20 protein-coding genes are annotated in these 19,179 nt (G+C 37.4%); 13 read left to right on the forward strand and 7 right to left on the reverse strand.

The features are described 5' to 3' along the window. Positions 1 to 328 precede the first annotated feature (328 nt). Both ACWF5P_RS01240 and ACWF5P_RS01245 read left to right on the forward strand, forming a co-directional pair. The gene (locus ACWF5P_RS01240; protein ID WP_434167682.1) at positions 329 to 3,364 is read left to right on the forward strand and encodes an efflux RND transporter permease subunit; all 3,036 of its coding nucleotides are present in this window, start codon (positions 329 to 331) and stop codon (positions 3,362 to 3,364) included. A 242-nt stretch (positions 3,365 to 3,606) separates the two neighbouring features. Continuing rightward, positions 3,607 to 4,260, forward strand: a complete 654-nt coding sequence (locus tag ACWF5P_RS01245) for a DsbA family oxidoreductase (RefSeq protein WP_452444499.1) — start codon at positions 3,607 to 3,609, stop codon at positions 4,258 to 4,260. A 174-nt stretch (positions 4,261 to 4,434) separates the two neighbouring features. Here the strand turns inward: ACWF5P_RS01245 and ACWF5P_RS01250 are convergent, their stop codons facing one another. Next, positions 4,435 to 4,848: a hypothetical protein gene (locus ACWF5P_RS01250; protein WP_452444500.1), complete on the reverse strand. Its 414-nt coding sequence runs from the start codon at positions 4,846 to 4,848 to the stop codon at positions 4,435 to 4,437. Positions 4,849 to 5,358: 510 nt separating this feature from the next. Here ACWF5P_RS01250 and ACWF5P_RS01255 point away from each other — a divergent pair. The 4 genes from ACWF5P_RS01255 (at position 5,359) to ACWF5P_RS01270 (ending at position 7,078) form a co-directional block, all read left to right on the forward strand. After that, on the forward strand, positions 5,359 to 5,970 hold the full coding sequence (locus ACWF5P_RS01255; RefSeq protein WP_452444501.1) for a flavodoxin domain-containing protein: 612 nt from the start codon (positions 5,359 to 5,361) through the stop codon (positions 5,968 to 5,970). Continuing rightward, positions 5,891 to 6,058: a Fur-regulated basic protein FbpA gene (locus ACWF5P_RS01260; RefSeq protein WP_084786080.1), complete on the forward strand. Its 168-nt coding sequence runs from the start codon at positions 5,891 to 5,893 to the stop codon at positions 6,056 to 6,058. The genes ACWF5P_RS01255 and ACWF5P_RS01260 overlap by 80 nt, the downstream gene beginning before the upstream one ends. Further along, positions 6,051 to 6,200 (forward strand): FbpB family small basic protein, encoded by a 150-nt coding sequence (locus ACWF5P_RS01265; protein ID WP_434167679.1) that lies wholly within the window; start codon positions 6,051 to 6,053, stop codon positions 6,198 to 6,200. The genes ACWF5P_RS01260 and ACWF5P_RS01265 overlap by 8 nt, the downstream gene beginning before the upstream one ends. Before the next feature lie 431 nt (positions 6,201 to 6,631). Beyond that, positions 6,632 to 7,078, forward strand: coding sequence for a DinB family protein (locus ACWF5P_RS01270; protein WP_434167678.1), 447 nt, complete (start codon positions 6,632 to 6,634; stop codon positions 7,076 to 7,078). Positions 7,079 to 7,107: 29 nt separating this feature from the next. On the opposite strand, the gene ACWF5P_RS01275 is transcribed toward ACWF5P_RS01270, so the two are convergent. Both ACWF5P_RS01275 and ACWF5P_RS01280 read right to left on the reverse strand, forming a co-directional pair. Continuing rightward, positions 7,108 to 7,740 (reverse strand): DUF2238 domain-containing protein, encoded by a 633-nt coding sequence (locus ACWF5P_RS01275; protein WP_452444502.1) that lies wholly within the window; start codon positions 7,738 to 7,740, stop codon positions 7,108 to 7,110. A 26-nt stretch (positions 7,741 to 7,766) separates the two neighbouring features. Continuing rightward, entirely contained in the window at positions 7,767 to 8,540 is a 774-nt protein-coding gene (locus tag ACWF5P_RS01280; RefSeq protein ID WP_434167676.1) for an alpha/beta fold hydrolase, read from the reverse strand. Between the two features lie 287 nt (positions 8,541 to 8,827). On the opposite strand from ACWF5P_RS01280, the gene ACWF5P_RS01285 reads away from it, so the two are divergent. Next, the gene (locus ACWF5P_RS01285) at positions 8,828 to 8,998 is read left to right on the forward strand and encodes a hypothetical protein (RefSeq protein ID WP_225989034.1); all 171 of its coding nucleotides are present in this window, start codon (positions 8,828 to 8,830) and stop codon (positions 8,996 to 8,998) included. A 107-nt stretch (positions 8,999 to 9,105) separates the two neighbouring features. On the opposite strand, the gene ACWF5P_RS01290 is transcribed toward ACWF5P_RS01285, so the two are convergent. The 3 genes from ACWF5P_RS01290 to ACWF5P_RS01300 all read right to left on the reverse strand — a co-directional run bounded on the left by ACWF5P_RS01290 (position 9,106) and on the right by ACWF5P_RS01300 (position 11,882). Then, a complete protein-coding gene (locus tag ACWF5P_RS01290; protein ID WP_452444503.1) occupies positions 9,106 to 9,240 on the reverse strand; it encodes a hypothetical protein in 135 nt (44 codons plus the stop codon). A 214-nt stretch (positions 9,241 to 9,454) separates the two neighbouring features. Then, positions 9,455 to 11,179: a sensor histidine kinase gene (locus tag ACWF5P_RS01295; protein WP_452444504.1), complete on the reverse strand. Its 1,725-nt coding sequence runs from the start codon at positions 11,177 to 11,179 to the stop codon at positions 9,455 to 9,457. After that, the gene (locus ACWF5P_RS01300; RefSeq protein WP_452444505.1) at positions 11,166 to 11,882 is read right to left on the reverse strand and encodes a response regulator transcription factor; all 717 of its coding nucleotides are present in this window, start codon (positions 11,880 to 11,882) and stop codon (positions 11,166 to 11,168) included. The genes ACWF5P_RS01295 and ACWF5P_RS01300 overlap by 14 nt, the downstream gene beginning before the upstream one ends. A gap of 157 nt (positions 11,883 to 12,039) precedes the next feature. Here ACWF5P_RS01300 and ACWF5P_RS01305 point away from each other — a divergent pair, with 157 nt between their 5' ends. From ACWF5P_RS01305 to ACWF5P_RS01325, 5 genes are all read left to right on the forward strand, one after another. Then, positions 12,040 to 12,729: an ABC transporter permease gene (locus tag ACWF5P_RS01305; protein WP_452444506.1), complete on the forward strand. Its 690-nt coding sequence runs from the start codon at positions 12,040 to 12,042 to the stop codon at positions 12,727 to 12,729. Next, positions 12,729 to 13,634: an ATP-binding cassette domain-containing protein gene (locus tag ACWF5P_RS01310; protein ID WP_452444507.1), complete on the forward strand. Its 906-nt coding sequence runs from the start codon at positions 12,729 to 12,731 to the stop codon at positions 13,632 to 13,634. The genes ACWF5P_RS01305 and ACWF5P_RS01310 overlap by 1 nt, the downstream gene beginning before the upstream one ends. A 116-nt stretch (positions 13,635 to 13,750) precedes the next feature. Beyond that, on the forward strand, positions 13,751 to 14,185 hold the full coding sequence (locus ACWF5P_RS01315) for a PH domain-containing protein (protein WP_452444620.1): 435 nt from the start codon (positions 13,751 to 13,753) through the stop codon (positions 14,183 to 14,185). Then, complete coding sequence (locus ACWF5P_RS01320; protein WP_452444508.1) at positions 14,182 to 15,693, forward strand: PH domain-containing protein; 1,512 nt, start codon at positions 14,182 to 14,184, stop codon at positions 15,691 to 15,693. Before ACWF5P_RS01315 ends, ACWF5P_RS01320 begins: the two co-directional genes overlap by 4 nt. Positions 15,694 to 15,964: 271 nt before the next feature. Next, on the forward strand, positions 15,965 to 16,525 hold the full coding sequence (locus ACWF5P_RS01325) for a peptidoglycan-binding domain-containing protein (protein WP_452444509.1): 561 nt from the start codon (positions 15,965 to 15,967) through the stop codon (positions 16,523 to 16,525). A gap of 508 nt (positions 16,526 to 17,033) precedes the next feature. On the opposite strand, the gene ACWF5P_RS01330 is transcribed toward ACWF5P_RS01325, so the two are convergent. Continuing rightward, the gene (locus ACWF5P_RS01330) at positions 17,034 to 17,480 is read right to left on the reverse strand and encodes a hypothetical protein (protein WP_452444510.1); all 447 of its coding nucleotides are present in this window, start codon (positions 17,478 to 17,480) and stop codon (positions 17,034 to 17,036) included. 220 nt (positions 17,481 to 17,700) lie between these two features. Between ACWF5P_RS01330 and ACWF5P_RS01335 the strand changes: the two genes are divergently transcribed. Continuing rightward, the gene (locus ACWF5P_RS01335) at positions 17,701 to 19,128 is read left to right on the forward strand and encodes a phospholipase D-like domain-containing protein (protein WP_452444511.1); all 1,428 of its coding nucleotides are present in this window, start codon (positions 17,701 to 17,703) and stop codon (positions 19,126 to 19,128) included. Positions 19,129 to 19,179 lie beyond the last annotated feature (51 nt).

Raw genomic sequence — 19,179 nt, forward strand, 5'->3', positions numbered from 1 at the left:
TCTACTGGTTTTAAGGATTTGTACAATTTGAACGTTGCTTTCCTCTCCAGGCACTCGCTTTCCGCGGGCGGTCCGGGAGTCTTCTGGACGCGCTTTTCCCGCAGGAGTCTCGTTCCTTACGTTCCAACCAACTTGGTTTTTAAATTTAGATAGAACCCCTTTTGTCTACAAACTGAGGCTGCTGCGCAGCCTTTTTTTGTTTCTATGTATAGAGATACATAAAAAAATATAAAAATCAATAAAAAATTAACACTACGACATTAGTAATATATGGTAATATTTGAAATGGGATTATTTTCTATAAATTATAATCAGGGGTGATATGTACGTGGAGTTTTTTACTAAGTGGGCGTTTAAGAACAAGGCTGCCGTTTCATTGGTAACCATATTTATTTTGTTGATAGGAGTTGTCAGTTATTTTAAACTGCCGATGGAATTTTTACCATCTGCCGATAATCCTCAAGTTACGATTATCACAATGGGTCAGGGCACTGATTCGAAAACGATGGAAGCACAAGTTACAGATCCAATTGAAAGAGCAGTTACGGGAGTTAAAGGAAAGAGTTCAATATACTCCACCACTGGAGATGGATTTTCAAAAGTAGATCTATTCTTTGAAGCCGGATCGGATATGAAACAAGCGAAACTTGATGTTCAAGAGGCTCTTGGCAGTGTAGCGCTGCCACAAAGCATGGCAAAGCCAACTGTTACACAGTTAAATACATCAATGATTCCCATCTCATTTGTAGCTGTTACTTTTAAGGATGGATTAACAGCTGAAAATATAGACTTTACCAAGAAAGAATTAGAGCCTCTGTATAAAGATATTAAAGGGGTTTCGGATGTACAGACATTTGGAATTTCGCAATCCGTTCTTTCAGTCAAAGTGGATAATGAAGAATTGGCTAAAAAGAAAGTCTCCATTCAAGATGTCATGAGCGTCCTTAACGGTCAGAATGCAGCTCTGGCCGTAGGCGAAAAAGTGATTGATGGGAAGGCAAGTAACATCAAGGTTATCGGTGATTTAACAAGTATTGAAAAATTAGAAGCACTAAAGGTCACTCCGAATGTCGCACTTGGAGAGATAGCAAAAGTTGAAGAAGCGAAGGATGGCAACCTCATCAGTCGTTTTAATGGAAAGGAAAGCATTGATTTAAGCATTATCAAGGACAGTCAATCAAATGCGGTCACCATCAGTAAAGAGGTTGAAAAAGTAGCAAAAGAAATTAATGAAAAGTATAGCGACCAGAAATCGACCATTTATTTATCTACAGCTGATATGGTGGAGACTTCCGTTCAGACGATGGTAAAAGAAGTTCTGCTAGGTGCGTTATTCGCTACGATTGTAATCATGGTCTTTTTACGGAATGTTCGATCTACATTCATTACAATCGTATCCATACCGCTATCTCTTGGATTTACGTTATTTTTGCTGTCATTGTCGGGAGTGACGCTGAATATTTTGACGCTGGGCGGTGTCGCTGTAGCGATCGGGCGCTTGGTGGACGATAGTATAGTTGTTATTGAAAATATTTTCCGGAAAATGCAGCAGGAGAAGATTTCAAAGGAATTGGTGATGGATGCAACGAAAGAGGTGGGAGTGGCGATAACAGCTTCAACCCTTACTACTGTAGCCGTTTTCTTGCCAGTTGCTTTATTGAATGGAGGGCTTCAAGAGTTTCTTCTTCCTTTCGCCTTGACGGTAACTTATTCTTTGCTGGCTTCTTTAATTGTGGCATTGACGGTTGTTCCGTTAATGAGCGCAGGATTGCTGAAAAGGACGGAGCTGCCAAAACATCGACCGGCCAAGCGTTTTACCAAACTGGTTACTTGGTCATTAAATCATAAATGGGTAGTCCTGATTATTGCGATGCTGTTGTTTGTCGGTTCCATTGGTACATATTTTGCCATGCCAAAAGGGGCGATTGATAATTCTTCAGCAGACTATGTCTCCGTGACATTAACTTATCCAAATGATCAGCCATATGAGAAAGTAAAGGAAAAAGCGATTGAACTCGAAGAAACGATGCAGGATATGAGTGAAGTGGATAATATTTTCATGCAATTAGGAAACTCAGCCGAGACTGCCCAATATGGAGCAGTCACATCACCTACAGAGGCAACTTTCGGCATCCTCGTGAAGGATAAAGCAAATGTAGATTCAATCCTGGAGAAAATGGAAAAGGAACAAGAAAACTATCCTGATGCGAAGCTTACGGCCCAAGCCTCTTCATTTATGATGGGGGCATCAAAGACGAACATTACGATAGATGTGATCGGCAGTAATGTTGAAGATTTGGAACTGACGGCCAATAAGGTCAAAGAAAGTATTCAGGATATTAAAGGAATCGAAGAGGTTACAACAAACCAAGACGAAAAGAAAACGATTTATTCATTCAAGGTAGATCCGGCTAAAGGCAATACAGAACAAATCGGTCAACAATTAGGTATCATGCTTAATAAAACTCCTATTGGCAATATAACCTTGCAGGATAAGCAGACACCTGTCGTCCTTGAACCCATCTTGGATCCTAAAAAACCAGAGGATTTAAAAAGTATCCCGATCATGACAGACGGCGGTCTAGCTCCGGTGTCTAAGGTTGCATCTTTAAATAGTGAAGAGAGTGCAACAACGCAGTTCCATAAAGATGGAGAAACGTATCTTCAATTAACGGCAACGGTCGATCCGACTAAGCTTTCCGATATTGCAAGCAAAATAAATCTTGAGATATTTGGAGATAAAGAGAACAAAGGTCTTGATATTCCGAATGATGTAGAGATTTTAGTCGGCGGGGCCAGTGCTCAGCAGACAGATGATTTTTCCGATTTATTCCTTACGATGTTAATATCGATCGGCATCGTCTTTTTAATCATGGTAATAACATTTAAATCAATCAAAGCACCGATCGCCATTCTATTTTCCTTGCCATTCGCTGCCATTGGAGCGGTATTAGGATTGGTTATCAGTCGAATTCCAGTTGACATTACAGCACTGCTGGGTGCTCTCATGTTAATAGGAATTGTTGTGACAAACGCGATTGTGCTTCTGGATCGAGTCAAACAAAACGAAGAAAAAATGATCATCCGTGATGCGATCGTCGAAGCGACGGCTACAAGATTCCGTCCGATCATAATGACGGCTGTAGCAACAATTTGTGCCATGCTGCCGCTTTTATATAAAAAAGCGGAAACAGGAAGCTTGGTTTCACAAAGTTTAGCGATCGTTGTCATTGGCGGGCTAGCTGTGTCTACACTGCTCACACTTATCGTCATTCCATGTATATACGAATTGCTGTACTATAAAAAATCGAAAAAACAGAGAAGGAAAAAGAAAGAACCCGTTAACGAACAAATCGAGATGTAGGGAAGCTTAATAAAAAAGTTTGTAGAGAAAAGCAACATTTTCTTTACAAACTTTTTTTCTTTTAAAGTAATGGTTGACTTTCCTCTAACCTGTAACTAAAATGATTACAACAGGTGGTAAAACAATTGCCGAAAGATATCGACTACTGAATGCCATGTTCTTATATTAATATTTTTTTTGCTTTGTATTGTAACTATTATGGTTACAAGTTGAGCTAATAATGAAAAGTGAGGGAATATATTATGACAGTGAAAATTAAAGCGTATTCTGATTTTATTTGCCCATTTTGTTTTTTAGGTAAAGGTCCTTTGGACGAAATCGTGAAGGATAAGGATGTAGAAGTGGAATGGATGCCATTTGAATTGCGTCCGAGTCCACATGCCAAAATCGATCCATGGAAGGAACCCGATAAGTTGAATTCATGGGACTCTTACATTCTGCCTGCTGCGAAAAAGCTAGGGGTTGATATGCGTTTACCCCGTGTCTCCCCGCATCCATATACACATTTGGCATTCGAAGGCTGCCATTTTGCAAAGGAGCACGGAAAAGGGAACGAATTCCACAACAGAGTATTTACCGCGTTTTTTCAAGAGGAACAAAATATTGAAGATATTGAAGTATTGACAAAATTAGCGGGTGAAGTTGAGCTTCCTGTAGAAGACTTTAGAGAAGCGCTAGTGTCACGGAAGTATCGCGTAGTGCACCAACAAGCACTCAAACATGCCTATGAAGAAGCAGATATAAGGGCTGTCCCGACGTTTATTATTGGTGATGAAGTTATTCAAGGACTAGCCAGCAAGGAAAGGCTGGCGCAAGTCATTGAGAAGGAAGAAGCAAAAAATAAACGGAATGAATTTGATGGCTTGCAATGTGATGTTAAGGGGAATTGCCAATAACGTTTTACTGTCAGGCAAATACGGATTTACTACTGTAATGTCATTTCACGCCCCTCCTTAAAATAGGCTTGATTAATCTTTAGAGTACTTAAATATTACAGAATAACCCCTTTTATCAAACAATAAAGCCTTTCTTTTTACTGTTTAATATAAAAGGGGTATTTTAATGTAATTCTATAACTCTAGTTGAATTGTAGTAACTATATTAGAATCATCAACCCATAAATAAGCATTTTTACATTTATGTGTGAAATATCTAATGGCAAAAGTATCTTTTAAATAATCTTTTAAAGTCCAATTGTATAATGAGAGCGAGATTATTGGCCCCTTTGATGTGTTTTTTAAAAAATCTAACACCTTATCGAACTCCATATCTTCGTATTTCTCTATAAATTCAGGTATTATCTTGTATGATTTTTGTGGTTTCCATTCATATTGTGACTTGCTCATTGTCCCATATAGATTTTTTATTATTGGATTTAAATGATTCGACCTGATCAAGGAGAGAGATTCTTGATTCGGCTTACTTAAGATTATTTCTGATGGTAATTCGTTTTCTAATACAACCTTGGTGTTGTCAAAATGCATAATAATTTCTTCGATGACTTGATTATCAATTCTATCGACAAATAACGAAGTAACACTATTTTCATCTTGGCAACCCAACAGTAAAAAGAATTGAGTTAATAGTGAATATTTTTTTTCGAAATTTGAATTAGGGGTAAATTCCCTGATCTTGAAATCTGAAAAACTGACTGTATTTTTTCGAACTGATTATTAGCTTCAGAAGGTTTCAACCATTCCATTAGTAGCCCACCTAGTATGTTTTTTATTTAACCTCAAAATAACTATAACCATTTGCAATGGCTGAATAAGTTAAATTATTACATAGTGTATCATGGTTGTTTGTGAAAAATAGGTTTTTTTACCTAAATATTTTGGTTTTTAACTTGTTTTTTAGGATATTTATATTATTTTTAAGATGAGGAACGGACTGTTTAATATAATTACCGAAGGTAAATAATTGACAATGAGAATCATTTTCATTTATAGTGAAGTGTGTAATGAAATTAATTCTCAATTAGGAAGGTGATATAGATGAAGGTATTCATTGGTTATGTCAGTTTATCCGGTAATACCGAGAAAATGGCTATAAACATAAAGAATAGAATGAAGGCTGTCGGCTGTGAAGTATATATGGAAAGATTGGATACTGTTGAAGTTGCTGCTTTAAAGGATTTTGATTTGGCCTTTATTGGTTTATATACATGGAATCTTGAAGATGTACCGTATGAAGCAAACGAGTTTTATGAAGAAATTGACCAAGTGGACTTTGCTGGAGTGAAAGTTGCACTCTTTGGTGCCGGCGACCTGACCCATTCGAAACCCTGCGCCGCGTTAGATATCCTTTCCGATAAAATGAAGCGATTTGGATTTGATGTATATGATCGAGTATTGAAAATACACCATGAAAGCAGTACATACGAACAACTGAGGAAATGCGAAGACTTTGCAGAGCATGCCCTTATATGGGGAAGCAATAGGAAGAAGTCGAGATTCTTCATGTGGGATCGGATGCTAGGCAGCCCCAAATACCAAAAGTCTGTATTTTTGTTAAGGAGGGTCCTTGATGATTACCCAATTAAGTACAAAGGGAGAAGCAAAAAAAGAGGAACTTATACAAGAACTTCTGAAATTCGGGATTTTTAAAAAATATAATAAACAACTTTACGAGCTTCCGATAGTAGTTTTACAGAAGGAATTCAATCACTTGAGAGGTGAATTAAAAAATGTCTAGGAGAAGGAAATCATATACTGAACTTCTAAAAGAAAACCGCGAACTTCTGTTGCATGACAAAATTGAAGTGGAACGCATCTATACAAAGATCGATCAAAAAGCCATCAAGGAAAAAAAGGGCAGTAAGCAAGTACAATCATGACTGGTTAAAATTTGAACGTTGATTGAAACTTGGCACTCGCTTTCCACGGGCGGTCCCGCACTCGGAGCTTTTTGCGCCTGTGGTTCTTTTATGAAACGCTCGCTAGATTGAGGGAATTTGCGAGACCCCTGCCGAAAACTGGCTAGCCGAGACCCCGGAGTCGCTTGCGTCGAGGAGGCTTGGCAGACAGTCAGCGGAAAGGAGCGGATTTCTGAAATCAACTCGAGTATTTTTGAAACTTCAGGCAAACTGACTTTTCTTCAAGTTTGCCTGAAGTCTGAGCCGAAATCCATTTTTGATTTCGGTTTTTTCTTTTGGGTCTGTAATTGAATGCTGTTGGTTTCCATATTCAACAAAGGTTGAAGAAGAAGGTATTTTCCGGTTGGTTGCCGAATAAAAATCCTTTAGGTAAAACTTAGGGGGAGTGCAAATTGAAAAATGTAATAAATGGAATCAATCATTGGATAGGTTTTATACCTGAAGAGTTCAACCGGAGGACAGAAAAAGAATTAAATCATCGACCAATGCCACACAAATGGTCAAAAAAAGAGATTTTAGGGCATCTTTGCGATTCTGCATTGAACAATATGAATAGGTTTATCAAGATTCAGTACGAAGAACAGCCATATGTTATACAACCATATAATCAAGACCAATGGGTATTGGTTCAGAATTATCAAGAGCGACCATTGGATGAGATCGTTAACCTTTTTTGTTCTTTAAATAAGCAAATCATACATATAATAACGAATACACCAATTGATAGATTATCTAATCTTTATGATATAGGAAATAATCAACTAAAATCATTGGAGTGGCTAATAAAAGATTATCTAGAACATATGGAACATCATATTAACAATCAAATCCTAATTTAAAAATAGTGATCTATAGGTCACTATTTTTTTCAATTTTTCACTTTTCGTAACAGCTTGTCATGAAGTTTGGACAAGGTGAACAATACAAGGATAGAGGCGATTAAAGTTAATGACATATCCCATTGTGCGTCCCAAATATCACCTTGTGTTCCTAAAAATTCTTTTGAAGCTTTTCCGCCTTTTGAAATGATGGCAGCTATCCATTCTATGATTTCATATAGTGCTCCGATGGCAAGCGCAAAACTTAATGTAACAGCAAATAACCACGGTCCTTTTGTTAGAGGGGTTTTACGTATTAGTATTTCTCTAATCACAATCGCAAATAAACCTTTTAGGAAATGCCCGAACCGATCATAATGGTTCCGGTTTAAATCGTAATGATCTTTTAGCCAATTAAACAGGGGGACTTTTGAGTACGTATAATGGGCACCGATGAACATGGTGATTGAAAGAACGGCAATAACGAAATAGGATAATGTAGTGAGGCGGAATTTATTATATGTAGCAAGTACATAGATCAGAAACACAACGGCAGGAAGTACTTCCATTGTCCATATCAAGTATCCTTCAGGCTTAATGACTGACCAAATAAAAACGGCAGTGACTAGCAATAGTAATAATAAATGAATCAGTGTACTTTTATCTCTTCCCAATTTTTTCACTCCATTAAATTTATCAGTTGATAGAATCAAACAGTTTGTGTATGGATAAAACGCTTTATACTTTCATTTAAATCATTAGCCGCTTTTGTAGGGATCTGATGCTTTGCATGATCAATGAATTTTAATTCCGTGCATGGCAATTTTTCATGCAATAAATTAGCGTAATAATACAATGGTTTATCTTTTTTACCATAGATCAATAAAATGGGCAGGTTGATTTTCTCAAGCTGATGGGTACAGTTATAATGCAAACTATAATGGTAATACTGCTCGATATTTCTGGCATCTCCTTTTAGGGCTTCATTAAACATTTTGTTGAACAACTTTTCGGTATTTGAATTGTTCCATGAAATGGAAAGCGCAAGTATTGGAACTGCATCTTTCTTGGCAAGTGATATTCCTAGAGAAATCTTTTGCTTTAAATATTTATCCCTCACTTCAGACATTCCACCTATAACAATGCCTCCTAGAGCCCTATCGGCACAACTCAGCAAATATTCCAATACGATAGATCCTCCGGTCGAGTATCCGCAAATGATTGCTTTTTTAATTTTCAAATGATCCAACAGATGTTTGATATCTTCTATGATCCGGGGATAAGTTACTGGCAGTCTTGAATACTGACTTCTACCGTGTCCCCTAATATCAAAGGTTATAACTTTGAATTCTTCGGATAATTCCTCCATTTGGTATTGGAAATTCACACTAGTCAGTACAGGAGGATGAATAAAAACAATAGGAACCCCTTTTCCCTTAACAGAATAATACAAGCTATTACCGTCCACATCTAACATGGGCATGAAAATTCACCTCAATAATCTTAAATCATTTTCAATCATTGAATGGCTATACTATTTAAAAAACAATTTAAGATAAGCGTTTGGATTTTATCGACATGAAAATAAATATCTTCATTTAAAGAGTGCTAATATCCCTCTTGAAAGAATTTTCCCTTTAAAACGTATTTTTATTACTAATTGTTTTGGTAACATACAATCTGAATTTTTGGTTTTTTTTTGAACAAGATATAAGAGTTCAGGAAATGAACAAAAATATATAAAATAAGGTGATGTAAATGAGAGCAAACATGGATAAAATTTTACCAGTAGTCGCTTCGGTCGGAGTGGGTATCGCCACTTATCAAATGTTGAGTGGAAATGGCGGGAAAATGAAAAATATGGTGCCGCTTGCCACTAATTTGATGGGAATGGGAACAGGGATGCCAGGGCAGAATCAACAACAGCCAGAAAATCAATAAAAAAGAAAATCATCCCCTTTAGGGGATGATTTTGTTCAGACTGTAGACAAACTCGAAGAAAAGCGAGTTTGTCTGCAGTATTTTTCTTAAAAACGTTCCAGTCGATTTCAGAAATCCACTCCCTTTCCGCCGACTGTCTGCAAAGCAGCATCAAAGCAAGCAGCTGCGGTCTCAAATAGCCAGTAATTCGGCAGGAGTGTCGCAAATTTCTTCAATCCAATAAGGATTACAGTAAAAAACATGAAGGATAATCTAGTCTTATTTTAAATTTTAGGTAGAGCCCCATTTTGTTTTTATTCAAGTGTTTTCTTCCTGCCTACGAACAACATATGTAATTCTAAAGTATTTGCGATACGCCAACATTTCGAAACCCTGACGTTACCCAATCTGATTGAACTTTAACTATGATTCAAATGTACCCTTATGAATTTCTGGCTATCCTATTTTTCATCAAATTTAGGCTGGGAGAATGATACGAACGGTTGTGCCTTTTTGCGGTGAACTTTTTACATTAATGGATCCTCCATGAAGGTGAACTAATTGTTTCGTTATGGCCATCCCAAGACCAGTTCCACGACCGGAATCACTTGTATTGGTACCCCGGTAATAGCGCTGGAAGAGCTTATCTAGAGTTTCATTGTCCATACCTATACCATCATCTTCAATCGTAATAATCAGAAGGTGCTGCTCAATAGGCGAAATAGATACTATAATCGTAGTACCAGAAGGATTATATTGGATAGCATTCGCAATTAGGTTATCAATAATCCGTTGAAACCATTTGGTATCGATAGATGCTATAGCTGTTTCGTTTTTCGGCTGGAAGACGAATTTCATGTAGCTGTTAGTTGGATCATTTATGAAATGGATAATGGTTCTGCGTATGAATTCTATGATATCTACTTCTTCTTTTACAATGGGCAGAGCTTGATTTCTTAAACGGTATGTTAATGTTAGATCTTCAAGTAATTCCATCATATATCCTGACTTTTCGGCAATGATTAAAGCGAATTCTCTTGTCTCTCTTTCTGTCCACGAGTAATTTTCAGATTCAAGCATTTGAGCATAACCTGATATGGAAGCAAGAGGCGTTTTTAAATCATGCGAAAGACCGCTTATCCATTCATCTCTAGTTTGAGTCATTTTCCTCCGTTGGGTTTCGTTTTGATGCAGGGTCTCGGTTAACTGTTCAAGGGTTGTAATCAATTCCTTATATAACCGATATTTCCTTTTTAGCTTTCCTTTTTTATTTAACATGATAGGGTGCTGATGGAGATCGAGTGGCTGTTCATATAAACCACTTCCAAGATTTTGAATCCATTTCATCATCGTAATCAAAGGAACCCCGAATTTACGTGCATACCAGAAAGTTCCTGTTAACAACAGAAGAAATAACACTATAAAAATGGTTAAAACACTTTTACTGATCCTTTTGAACAAGTTTTCTTCTAGAGAGGTCGAACCTGAATGGTTTATACCCACAATGATAGTCTGTTCTGTCTCTGTATCAAAGAAAGCATCAACTGAATCTTGTGCACTCTCTGATAAGGTTTTAAGGTCCTGATTCGTGTATGAGATCCCTTCCTTATCGGTACCATAGCCATCCAATACCTTCCCGGTCGAATTGATTAATTGAACCCATCCCTCTTCCTCATCTATTTGCTTAAGAGTAGTAGCGGAAAGATTAAGATGATGATTTTTCCAATCGACACTTGTCTTAACCTCTTTTAACAGACTAGTCTCAGAATTTTTTCTACCGAATATAAGCAATTGTGGCTGCGGATACGCTTCATCTAATTTCCAATGGAAGTATTCCACAGGGTCAGAGTTATTTTGCAGCATTAAACCGGCAAGTTCGCTCTCATTAAAATGTGAAGGTACATTTTCCGAAGTATTGTAATCTCCAATGACATCGCCGTTTGTTGTCAGGACTAGGAGCCAGCCATTCTGATTCTTTGCCAGCTGTTTTAATTCGTCATCGAATGCCACTTTTTTACCTTGTATCGTAATCCTATCAGAAAAGAAAGTGCTATCTGCCTTAGATAAATCTTCTGTAACCTCGTCATTCATGATGGAAAAGCCAATGATCGCCCAAATGGACAATAGAATAAAGAAAAATATGATGAAAACAAGAATTAATTGTATAAAAAACTGAACAATGAAGCGTTTATGAATGTTCATGTTTACTACCATCAGAAATAAATTTATAGCCAAGTCCTCTTACTGTAATAAGATGACGTGGTTTACTTGGGGTGTCCTCAATCTTTTCCCGAAGTTTACTAATATGGACCATAACGGTATTATCCTCACCTAAAAATTCTTCGCCCCACACTTTTTCATAAAGCTGACTTTTACTAAAAAGCTGATTTGGATATTTACAGAAGAATAGCAGTAGCAGGTAAACCTGTGCAGGCAATTCTACTGTCCTGCCATTCACGGATACTTCTCCAGATAGAGTGTTTACTTGGATTTGTCCGTATTGGTAAAACGTTTGGGAAGTGTGTGAAACCTTTCCTGAATGACGCCGTAAATGTGCTTTTACCCTTGCGACAACCTCAAGTGGATTAAAGGGTTTTGTAATATAATCGTCTGCGCCTAATGCAAATCCAGAAAGTTTATCCAAATCTGTTGAACGTGCCGTAAGAAAGAAAATGGGGGCATCGGTGGTTTCTCTAATGAGCGGACAAATTTCAAAACCGCTACGATCTGGGAGCATAACATCCAAAAGGATCAAGTCATATCTTTTTGTTTGACATAAGGTCAAAGCATCCGCAGCAGTATATGCTGTATCTATATATTTGAATTCTTCTCTTTTTAGAATCGTTGTTAACATATGTAGTATTGCACTTTCATCATCTACAATTAATATTTGTGTCTCTTGCATATGGATACTCCCATTCTATTATGATATATAAATTATCATATCATTCGTTTACCAATTATTTAATAATTAAGGAAAAATTAAGGTGGAGTTTCTGGTAGCTTAAGAAAGAACACCTATAATAGTGCTTAAGTGATGAACAGGAAGGAAGAGACTTAGTATGTATATTATTGGAAAAAGAGAATTTATCAGCTTATTTAAAGGAATTAAATCAATTATTATTGTAATGATGTTATTAGCTACCTCCTATTATTCAGCCAAGTTTTCCGATTTATTAACGTCTGGGATTGAACTTACAGCGAGGGAAGCTGAAAATATACACACAGTTGGTCTTTTGATCCTTATATTATTTTTTGGACAATTATTTGTTATGGGCCTTTCACACGATAGCCTAAACAGAGAAACACACGAACGCACTATCAGATTTTTAGTGACAAGAACGTCAAGAACCTCTATTATACTGGGGAAGTTTTTAGGTATTTGGCTATTTTGGCTTATTTGCCTAACGACCTCCTTTTTGCTTACCAGCGTCTTTTCCCAGAAGATTGATGTTTTTATCTTTACTCAGACAATGAGTTTATTAACCTACCAAATAGGCTTAACAATCTTACTGTCCGTTCTCATTCCTAAGCCTGGATTTACCATGTTCCTTGGGATCATGGTTGGGTTAGCTTTTCCTATTATTGGATTATGGGTTTCTTTTACGTCGAATGTATGGGTGAGTTGGATGAAATTCATAACCCCCTATTATTATCTGATTAGGGAAGACTATACCTTTTTGGTGATTGTTATATTAGCAGGTATCATGCTCGTTATCGCCAATCTGATTTTCAAAAGGAGGGAATGCTGATGAACGCCATAGAAACAACGCAGTTAAAGAAATCGTATGGAGCGGTACCAATCGTAAAAGGAATTGATCTTATCGTGGAAAAAGGAGAAATCTTTGGTTTTCTAGGTCGTAACGGAGCTGGTAAATCAACCTTCATCAATATGTTAACCGGCATTATTCAACCCAACTCTGGAACTTACTCGCTTCTAGGTGTAAAAGGTTCAAATGATCAGGTAAAGAAGAGGATTGGGGTAATGCCAGATTACTCGACATTATATGGCTCGTTAACGGCGGTGGAGCATTTGAAGTTTTTATCAGCTCTTTCAGGAAATCCAGCAGGAAAAGATAGGTGTATTGAAGTCCTGCAGTTAGTTGGTCTTGAATCTCATGCTCATAAAAAAGCCGCTAAATTTTCATTCGGTATGAAAAAGAAGCTTGGAATTGCACAAGCCATCATCCATGAACCTGAGCTAATCTTTCTTGATGAACCAACTTCAGGTTTGGATGCGGAATCCGCAATCCATATTCAAAAGCTGATCAAGGATTTGCAAAAAAGAGGGGCGACCATTTTCATGACATCCCACAATCTTTATGAAGTAGAGAAAATATGCACCCGAATTGCGATTATGAAAGAAGGTCAGATTGTTAATATTGGCACAATGGAAGAACTTAGGAACTTATATAGGTCGACGATAAGGGTCAAGCTTAAGCATTCTTCGGTGCCGAAATCGGAACAAGTAAAATTACATCAGTGGCTGGAGTCAGTAGGTACAGAACTGGAAATGAAAGATCCTTACGTGACTATCAATATTGATGATGAGAAAAAAATTGCTGATATGATCCGAGCTTTCAATCAGTGTAAGGTTGATGTCTTACGTGTAAATGTAAAAGAACCATCACTAGAAGAAATCTTTTTGGCCGAATAGGCTAAATGAATATAAGTTTATAAAGCACATTGATTTAAAATACAGGCGGTGATTTTATTAATTCTATAATGAGCTTACCTCAAAAAAGATTATCCAAGGATGCGATAAAAGTGTGGATGTTAAGTGAAACGATTACGAATCTAATCGCATTCATCATTCTAGGATTCTTACTTTACCTAGATTATCGTTTTTCTTGGAAAGAGTGGATCGGTTGGATTCTGATTGGGATTACAGATATCTCTGTGCTAGGTGCAGTCTGGTCATTGATCAGCCCTTTTCTCCTTTATAAAAACTGGCGCTTTGATGTAGATGAAGAGTTTTTACAATTGAAATCAGGTGTACTAAATGAAGTGCATGAAATTGTCCCAATAACAAAAATTCAATCGGTTGCAACCAAACAAGGACCATTACTTAGAAAATACGGACTCTGTTCAGTTTCAATTGAAACGATGGGTTCCGCTCACTCGATACCAGCTCTACCAAAAGAGGTTGCTATCAAGTTAAGGAATCAGATTGCTCAATATGCAAAAATTAAGGAAGTGGTGCAATGACGACAGCAAAACGATACAATCCACTTCTTATGCTTTTTAATTTCTGTAAATTAGTCAGGAATTCCATTTTCTTTGTCATTTATTTCTTTGTGATCAAAGCTGGTTCTGAATCCACCTTCATCACATATGGCAGGGTTGTTTTTTTTATCGTTTTCGGTTTAACACTTTTTTCAATCATTTTAAAATGGGTCACCCATAAATACGAACTTGATTATCGTTCCTTTCATCTATACAAAGGAATTTTCAGCAGGTCTGAACGAACCATTGCTTTTTCTAAAATTCAAAACGTCAACCGTCATACGTCTTTATTCCATCGGATTTTTAAAGTGACTTCCGTTAATTTTGAAACAGGTATAGCAGGTGAGGATGCTGCTGTTAGATTCGAAGTCATTTCTCAAAAGGAAGCAAATCGAATGGAAATGCATATGAAAAGTAATGTTCAGGAAGAATTGGCCACCATTCATGCTAGCGAATATAAAGATATTCCTTCTGTTGAAGAGGAAGTTAAAAAAAGAATCTCAAATCGGACCAATCATTATAAGCCGACAAAAAAGGATATTATAAAAGCGTCTTTTACATCTCTTAGTTTTTTGGTCCTTATTCCTTTTATTAGTTCTTTTTATTTCAAAATCAATGATATCTTTCATGTGGAAAATAAAGCAGTGGGGATTTTTGAAAAGCTAATAGGCTCTTGGTGGATGATGACGATCATCATCATTGTTTTCGTCATTGCTTCTATAACGTTCGGAATAGTGAGGACTTTTTTTAAATATGGGAATTATCAAATTTCCTCAGACTATGATCGAATTTACATTACGAAAGGTCTAATCGATGAAACTGCCTTTTCTATAGCCAAAGAAAAAGTGCAGGCAATTGAAATTAAACAGTCCTTCATGAAACGGTTGCTCGGACTTGCCGAAGTGAAACTGACAAGTGCAGGTGGTTTGAGTTCTGACGAAGATTTGCTTGAAATCAACTCACTCTATCCCTATCTACCTGTTAAACGGGCATATGAAATAGTCTCGGAAATATTGCCATTTTATGAAATATCACAGAAGATGACTCCCCTTCCGATAAAATCCTTTTGGGTGCGCATACTGTGGCCAAGCTGGTTCTGGATCATAGCAACAATTCTCTTATTTTATTTCAAGCCAACTGTTCTGGAAGTGGAGGAAGCTTGGTGGATTCTTTCTGCTATCCTAATAATTATTATTGTTGTTTCAAGGTTATTAGATTTCTTCAATACCTTCTACATTTTGAACAATGACTTCATTCAATTCAAAACCGGGAGTCTCACCACATCTTTATTCGTGTCAAAACGAGATAAGATCATTGAAGTGAACGTAACCCGAAATATCATTCAAAAAATGCTCGGCCTTGCCTCCATTGGGACAATCAACCGGGCTAAACCGGTGCATCATGCTGGTATTGACCATGTGTCTTTTGAGATGGCTGATTCGTTTTACAAATGGTATATGAATCGTAGAAATGAAATCAAAGTTGAATGAAGGGTATAACATAAAAATAGGATCAATATCAGGGTAAGTGTTCGATCAGATCATGATTACTGTCAATATATATAATAAAGCCTGTATGAGAACGGTGCATTGTCAATAATGGGATTCCTTTTCGGCAATATATTTCCTGTGGATAATATTTACCATTTTTTATAATTAAAGTAATAAAACACCAATAAAATAACTCCTTGCGTTATAATGAATGGGCTCCAAGGGAAGTGACAGAAACCTGCAGGAGTGATCATTTGAATGGAGGTTATATGTGTTGAAGAAAAAATTATTGGTCATGATTCCAACAGTTGCCTTGATGTTGGCCCCTCTAGGAACGGTTACTTCAATTACCCACGCAGCATCAAAGGGCAGTGAAATCCAGAAAATCGAAACGAAGGCGGAAACACGCCCGACCCTCAGGAAAGGCTCACGTTCGAGTTATGTAAGAGACTTACAGCAAAGCCTTAAAGATGTTAAATATAATGTAGGTGTTGATGGGATTTTCGGTACCCAAACACAAAATGTGGTAAGGGAGTTTCAAGTGGATCATAACTTGAGTTCGGATGGTATCGTCGGACCGAAGACATGGGCTGCTTTAGATGAAAATAAGGTGGAAAGAAGACAGTTCACGGAGAAAGACGCGATCGCGTTAGGTAAGAAGAAGCTGGGTAACAACATCGTATTCAGCGGTGATGGCAGATTGCTGAAAGATGGCAAAGGAAAATCATATTACAATTATAAAGCAGCTAATAAAGATTGGATCGATCAAGGCGGCACAGGAACGATTGGGTGGTTTTACATTTATAAAGATGGCCGTGTAGTCGAACAATAAAGGGATATATATGCAAAAAATGTTCTCACTTTAAGTGGGATTTTTTTTATGGATATTAAAGTAGACTAAATACATCTATTTTTGGCTATAAATAACAAGTAAATATAGATATAATAGTAAATGGACAGCAATTTGGTATAGTGGGCAGCGGTCACTCCTTTTCAGAAAGGGGGTGTCGCTGGTGATTTCTATTATGGACGGACTGATGCTAATGATTTCATTCGCCTCTTTAATCGTCGCAGTAATCGCGGTTACATTAAAAAAGTAACCCCCTCCATACCATCCGGCCAGATGTATGTAGGAAAAGGGTTACTTTCATGATCGAGTAGCAACTGACTTACCACAGAAAGCCGCTGCTCTTTATGCAGTTTGCTGTTCATTAAGACGCTGGTTAAACCAGTGTCTTTTTTTATTTATTAGTTATCAATATTATATCCTCATTTTGCCTATACATTCAACTAAAAAACATGGGTGAGATATTGCTTAACGAAGTCTTTGGTAAAATCAATTAGACTTTCGTTAGATCCTTGCCGGAATCCAGTTTGAATAATTTCATTCCTTTATAAGAAACAATTGAAGGAATCATACAAAGCAAGGCCATCGGTAAACAATAAAGAAGATAGAAATGCCCTCCGTTGTCCAGCAAAGGAATATAGGCTAAAGCAACAAAAAGTAAAGTGAAAAAAATGATCGTGAAAATCCCGAAAGATTGATGATAGAAGGCATGAATTTCCCTTCTTTTTTCATCTTGGTTGGGTAAGGTCTTTACTGCTTTGTGCGTTCGAAGGAATAGGTACAAGGAGAACATTAGAAATAAAGCGGAAAATGGTAAAGCGATTGTAAATAATGAAACGTCAAGAATGGAAAGATAAAAGCTGGATAAAAAGAAAACTTCAGATACCCCTAATGCAAAACAATAATTGAAGATACTTATTCTATCAGGTTGTTTAAGCATGAAATCCCTCCTTCTATATCATATTATGCAACTGCTTTCATGTTCACCACTTTGTCACATTTAAAAGGAAAATAAATGTTCCAAGTTCCACCCAGGATCAAGCAGATGGGTAAATGGCATCGCTCGATAGTAGTCAGATTTATCAAGCCTGCAGATTTTGAATAGAGTCTTTGCATATTACGAATAGTAATAAAATATCGCTTAAAGGGGGGAGTGCTCAATGTCTGTAAAAACGGCAATTAAAGGATTTTTGCTTGTTCTTCTATTATATGTCCTTTATGCAGTGGTGACGGCTGTTGTTCTTTTCCCCAAAGCAGAAAAAGAAGAAAATAGGCCGATTAAACAGGTAAGTGCATATATGGGAGAAAAGGAAGCCACCGTGGATCGTGTCCTGCTTCTCGAAGACGGTTATGAGTCGGGACTAGCCCGAATGCGTATGATCCAGGAAGCCCAGCATTCAATCGATATTGCCTACTATGCTTTTGGAAAAGGCAAATCAACAGAGCTTTTTCTTGGAGCCTTGATTGATGCGGCTGACCGAGGTGTCAAAGTCCGAATCCTTCTGGATGGAATATCTCATGGACTCAGAGGTCAATTAAGCAGTGCCCGTTATGCATTGGCCTCGCATGAAAACATTGAATTAAGATATTACGAAACCTTTAAGCCATTTAAGCCGTGGACCTGGCATAATCGCCTTCATGACAAGATCATCACTGTAGATGGAAAGTTAGGCATCATCGGCGGGAGAAATATTGCAGATAAGTACTTAGCAAGCAAGCCGCCGAGGAACTTTGTCTATGACAGGGATGTACTCATTTTCAATGCTAAAGAGGAGAAAGATAGTGTAATCGTTGAAATGAAGGACTATTTGAATCAATTATGGAATCATCCGTATACGAGCGATGTTTTTTCGGACCTCTCGAAAAGGCAAATGGAAAAAGGGAAAAGTGAAAGAGATGCATTGGCGAATAAATACAGCATAGCTTTGCAAACTGAAGCCGATTTCGTTAATCCAGCCGTCGATTGGAGCAAGGCTACAACACCTACTAAAAAAGTGTCCTTCATTCATAATCCAATCGAACGGTTTAACAAATACCCTTTTGTGTGGAGATCTCTATTGGATATTGCGGCGAATGCCAATCAATCGGTATTTATCCAAAGTCCCTATATTGTTCCTGCGGATGCCTTGAAGGAATATGTACCGAAGAAGATGAATTCAAAGGCTGATTGGACGATACTAACCAACTCGACGGCATCAACCCCGAATGTGATCGCTTTTTCCGGATACTTGGAGCTTAGGGATAGTATCGTTGAGACGGGGGCAAGGCTTTATGAATATTCAAAGCCTTATTCTTTGCATGGTAAATCGGTTGTCTATGATCAACGATTAAGTGCAGTGGGTTCCTACAACTTGGATTCTCGATCTGCCTTTTTGAATACAGAATCGATGGTGGTCATCGATAGTGAAGCATTTGCAGCGCAGTTGACAGGAGCCATCGAGTCGAAAATCTCAAATAGTACACTCATTGCGGACAATAAAAAATATATAGAACCACCTGAAGATCAGAAAAAGGAAGAGTCTTTTGTTAAATCCACCTTTTTAAATGCCCTCTCGAAAGTTACGGTATATTGGAATAGGTTCATTTGAATGATGACGAAAAGGACAGCAATCACGGAGATTGTTGTCTTTTTTGCCTTT

The organism is Peribacillus sp. NPDC055009, assembly GCF_053608705.1.

Excerpts from the sequence above, each read along its gene's own strand:
- ACWF5P_RS01245 (WP_452444499.1), top strand. The coding sequence starts at position 3,607 with ATGACAGTGAAAATTAAAGCGTATTCTGATTTTATTTGCCCATTTTGT.
- ACWF5P_RS01250 (WP_452444500.1), bottom strand. The coding sequence starts at position 4,848 with ATGCATTTTGACAACACCAAGGTTGTATTAGAAAACGAATTACCATCA.
- ACWF5P_RS01255 (WP_452444501.1), top strand. The coding sequence starts at position 5,359 with ATGAAGGTATTCATTGGTTATGTCAGTTTATCCGGTAATACCGAGAAA.
- ACWF5P_RS01260 (WP_084786080.1), top strand. The coding sequence starts at position 5,891 with ATGATTACCCAATTAAGTACAAAGGGAGAAGCAAAAAAAGAGGAACTT.
- ACWF5P_RS01265 (WP_434167679.1), top strand. The coding sequence starts at position 6,051 with ATGTCTAGGAGAAGGAAATCATATACTGAACTTCTAAAAGAAAACCGC.
- ACWF5P_RS01280 (WP_434167676.1), bottom strand. The coding sequence starts at position 8,540 with ATGCCCATGTTAGATGTGGACGGTAATAGCTTGTATTATTCTGTTAAG.
- ACWF5P_RS01285 (WP_225989034.1), top strand. The coding sequence starts at position 8,828 with ATGGATAAAATTTTACCAGTAGTCGCTTCGGTCGGAGTGGGTATCGCC.
- ACWF5P_RS01290 (WP_452444503.1), bottom strand. The coding sequence starts at position 9,240 with ATGTTTTTTACTGTAATCCTTATTGGATTGAAGAAATTTGCGACACTC.
- ACWF5P_RS01295 (WP_452444504.1), bottom strand. The coding sequence starts at position 11,179 with ATGAACATTCATAAACGCTTCATTGTTCAGTTTTTTATACAATTAATT.
- ACWF5P_RS01300 (WP_452444505.1), bottom strand. The coding sequence starts at position 11,882 with ATGCAAGAGACACAAATATTAATTGTAGATGATGAAAGTGCAATACTA.
- ACWF5P_RS01305 (WP_452444506.1), top strand. The coding sequence starts at position 12,040 with ATGTATATTATTGGAAAAAGAGAATTTATCAGCTTATTTAAAGGAATT.
- ACWF5P_RS01310 (WP_452444507.1), top strand. The coding sequence starts at position 12,729 with ATGAACGCCATAGAAACAACGCAGTTAAAGAAATCGTATGGAGCGGTA.
- ACWF5P_RS01315 (WP_452444620.1), top strand. The coding sequence starts at position 13,751 with ATGTTAAGTGAAACGATTACGAATCTAATCGCATTCATCATTCTAGGA.
- ACWF5P_RS01320 (WP_452444508.1), top strand. The coding sequence starts at position 14,182 with ATGACGACAGCAAAACGATACAATCCACTTCTTATGCTTTTTAATTTC.
- ACWF5P_RS01330 (WP_452444510.1), bottom strand. The coding sequence starts at position 17,480 with ATGCTTAAACAACCTGATAGAATAAGTATCTTCAATTATTGTTTTGCA.
- ACWF5P_RS01335 (WP_452444511.1), top strand. The coding sequence starts at position 17,701 with ATGTCTGTAAAAACGGCAATTAAAGGATTTTTGCTTGTTCTTCTATTA.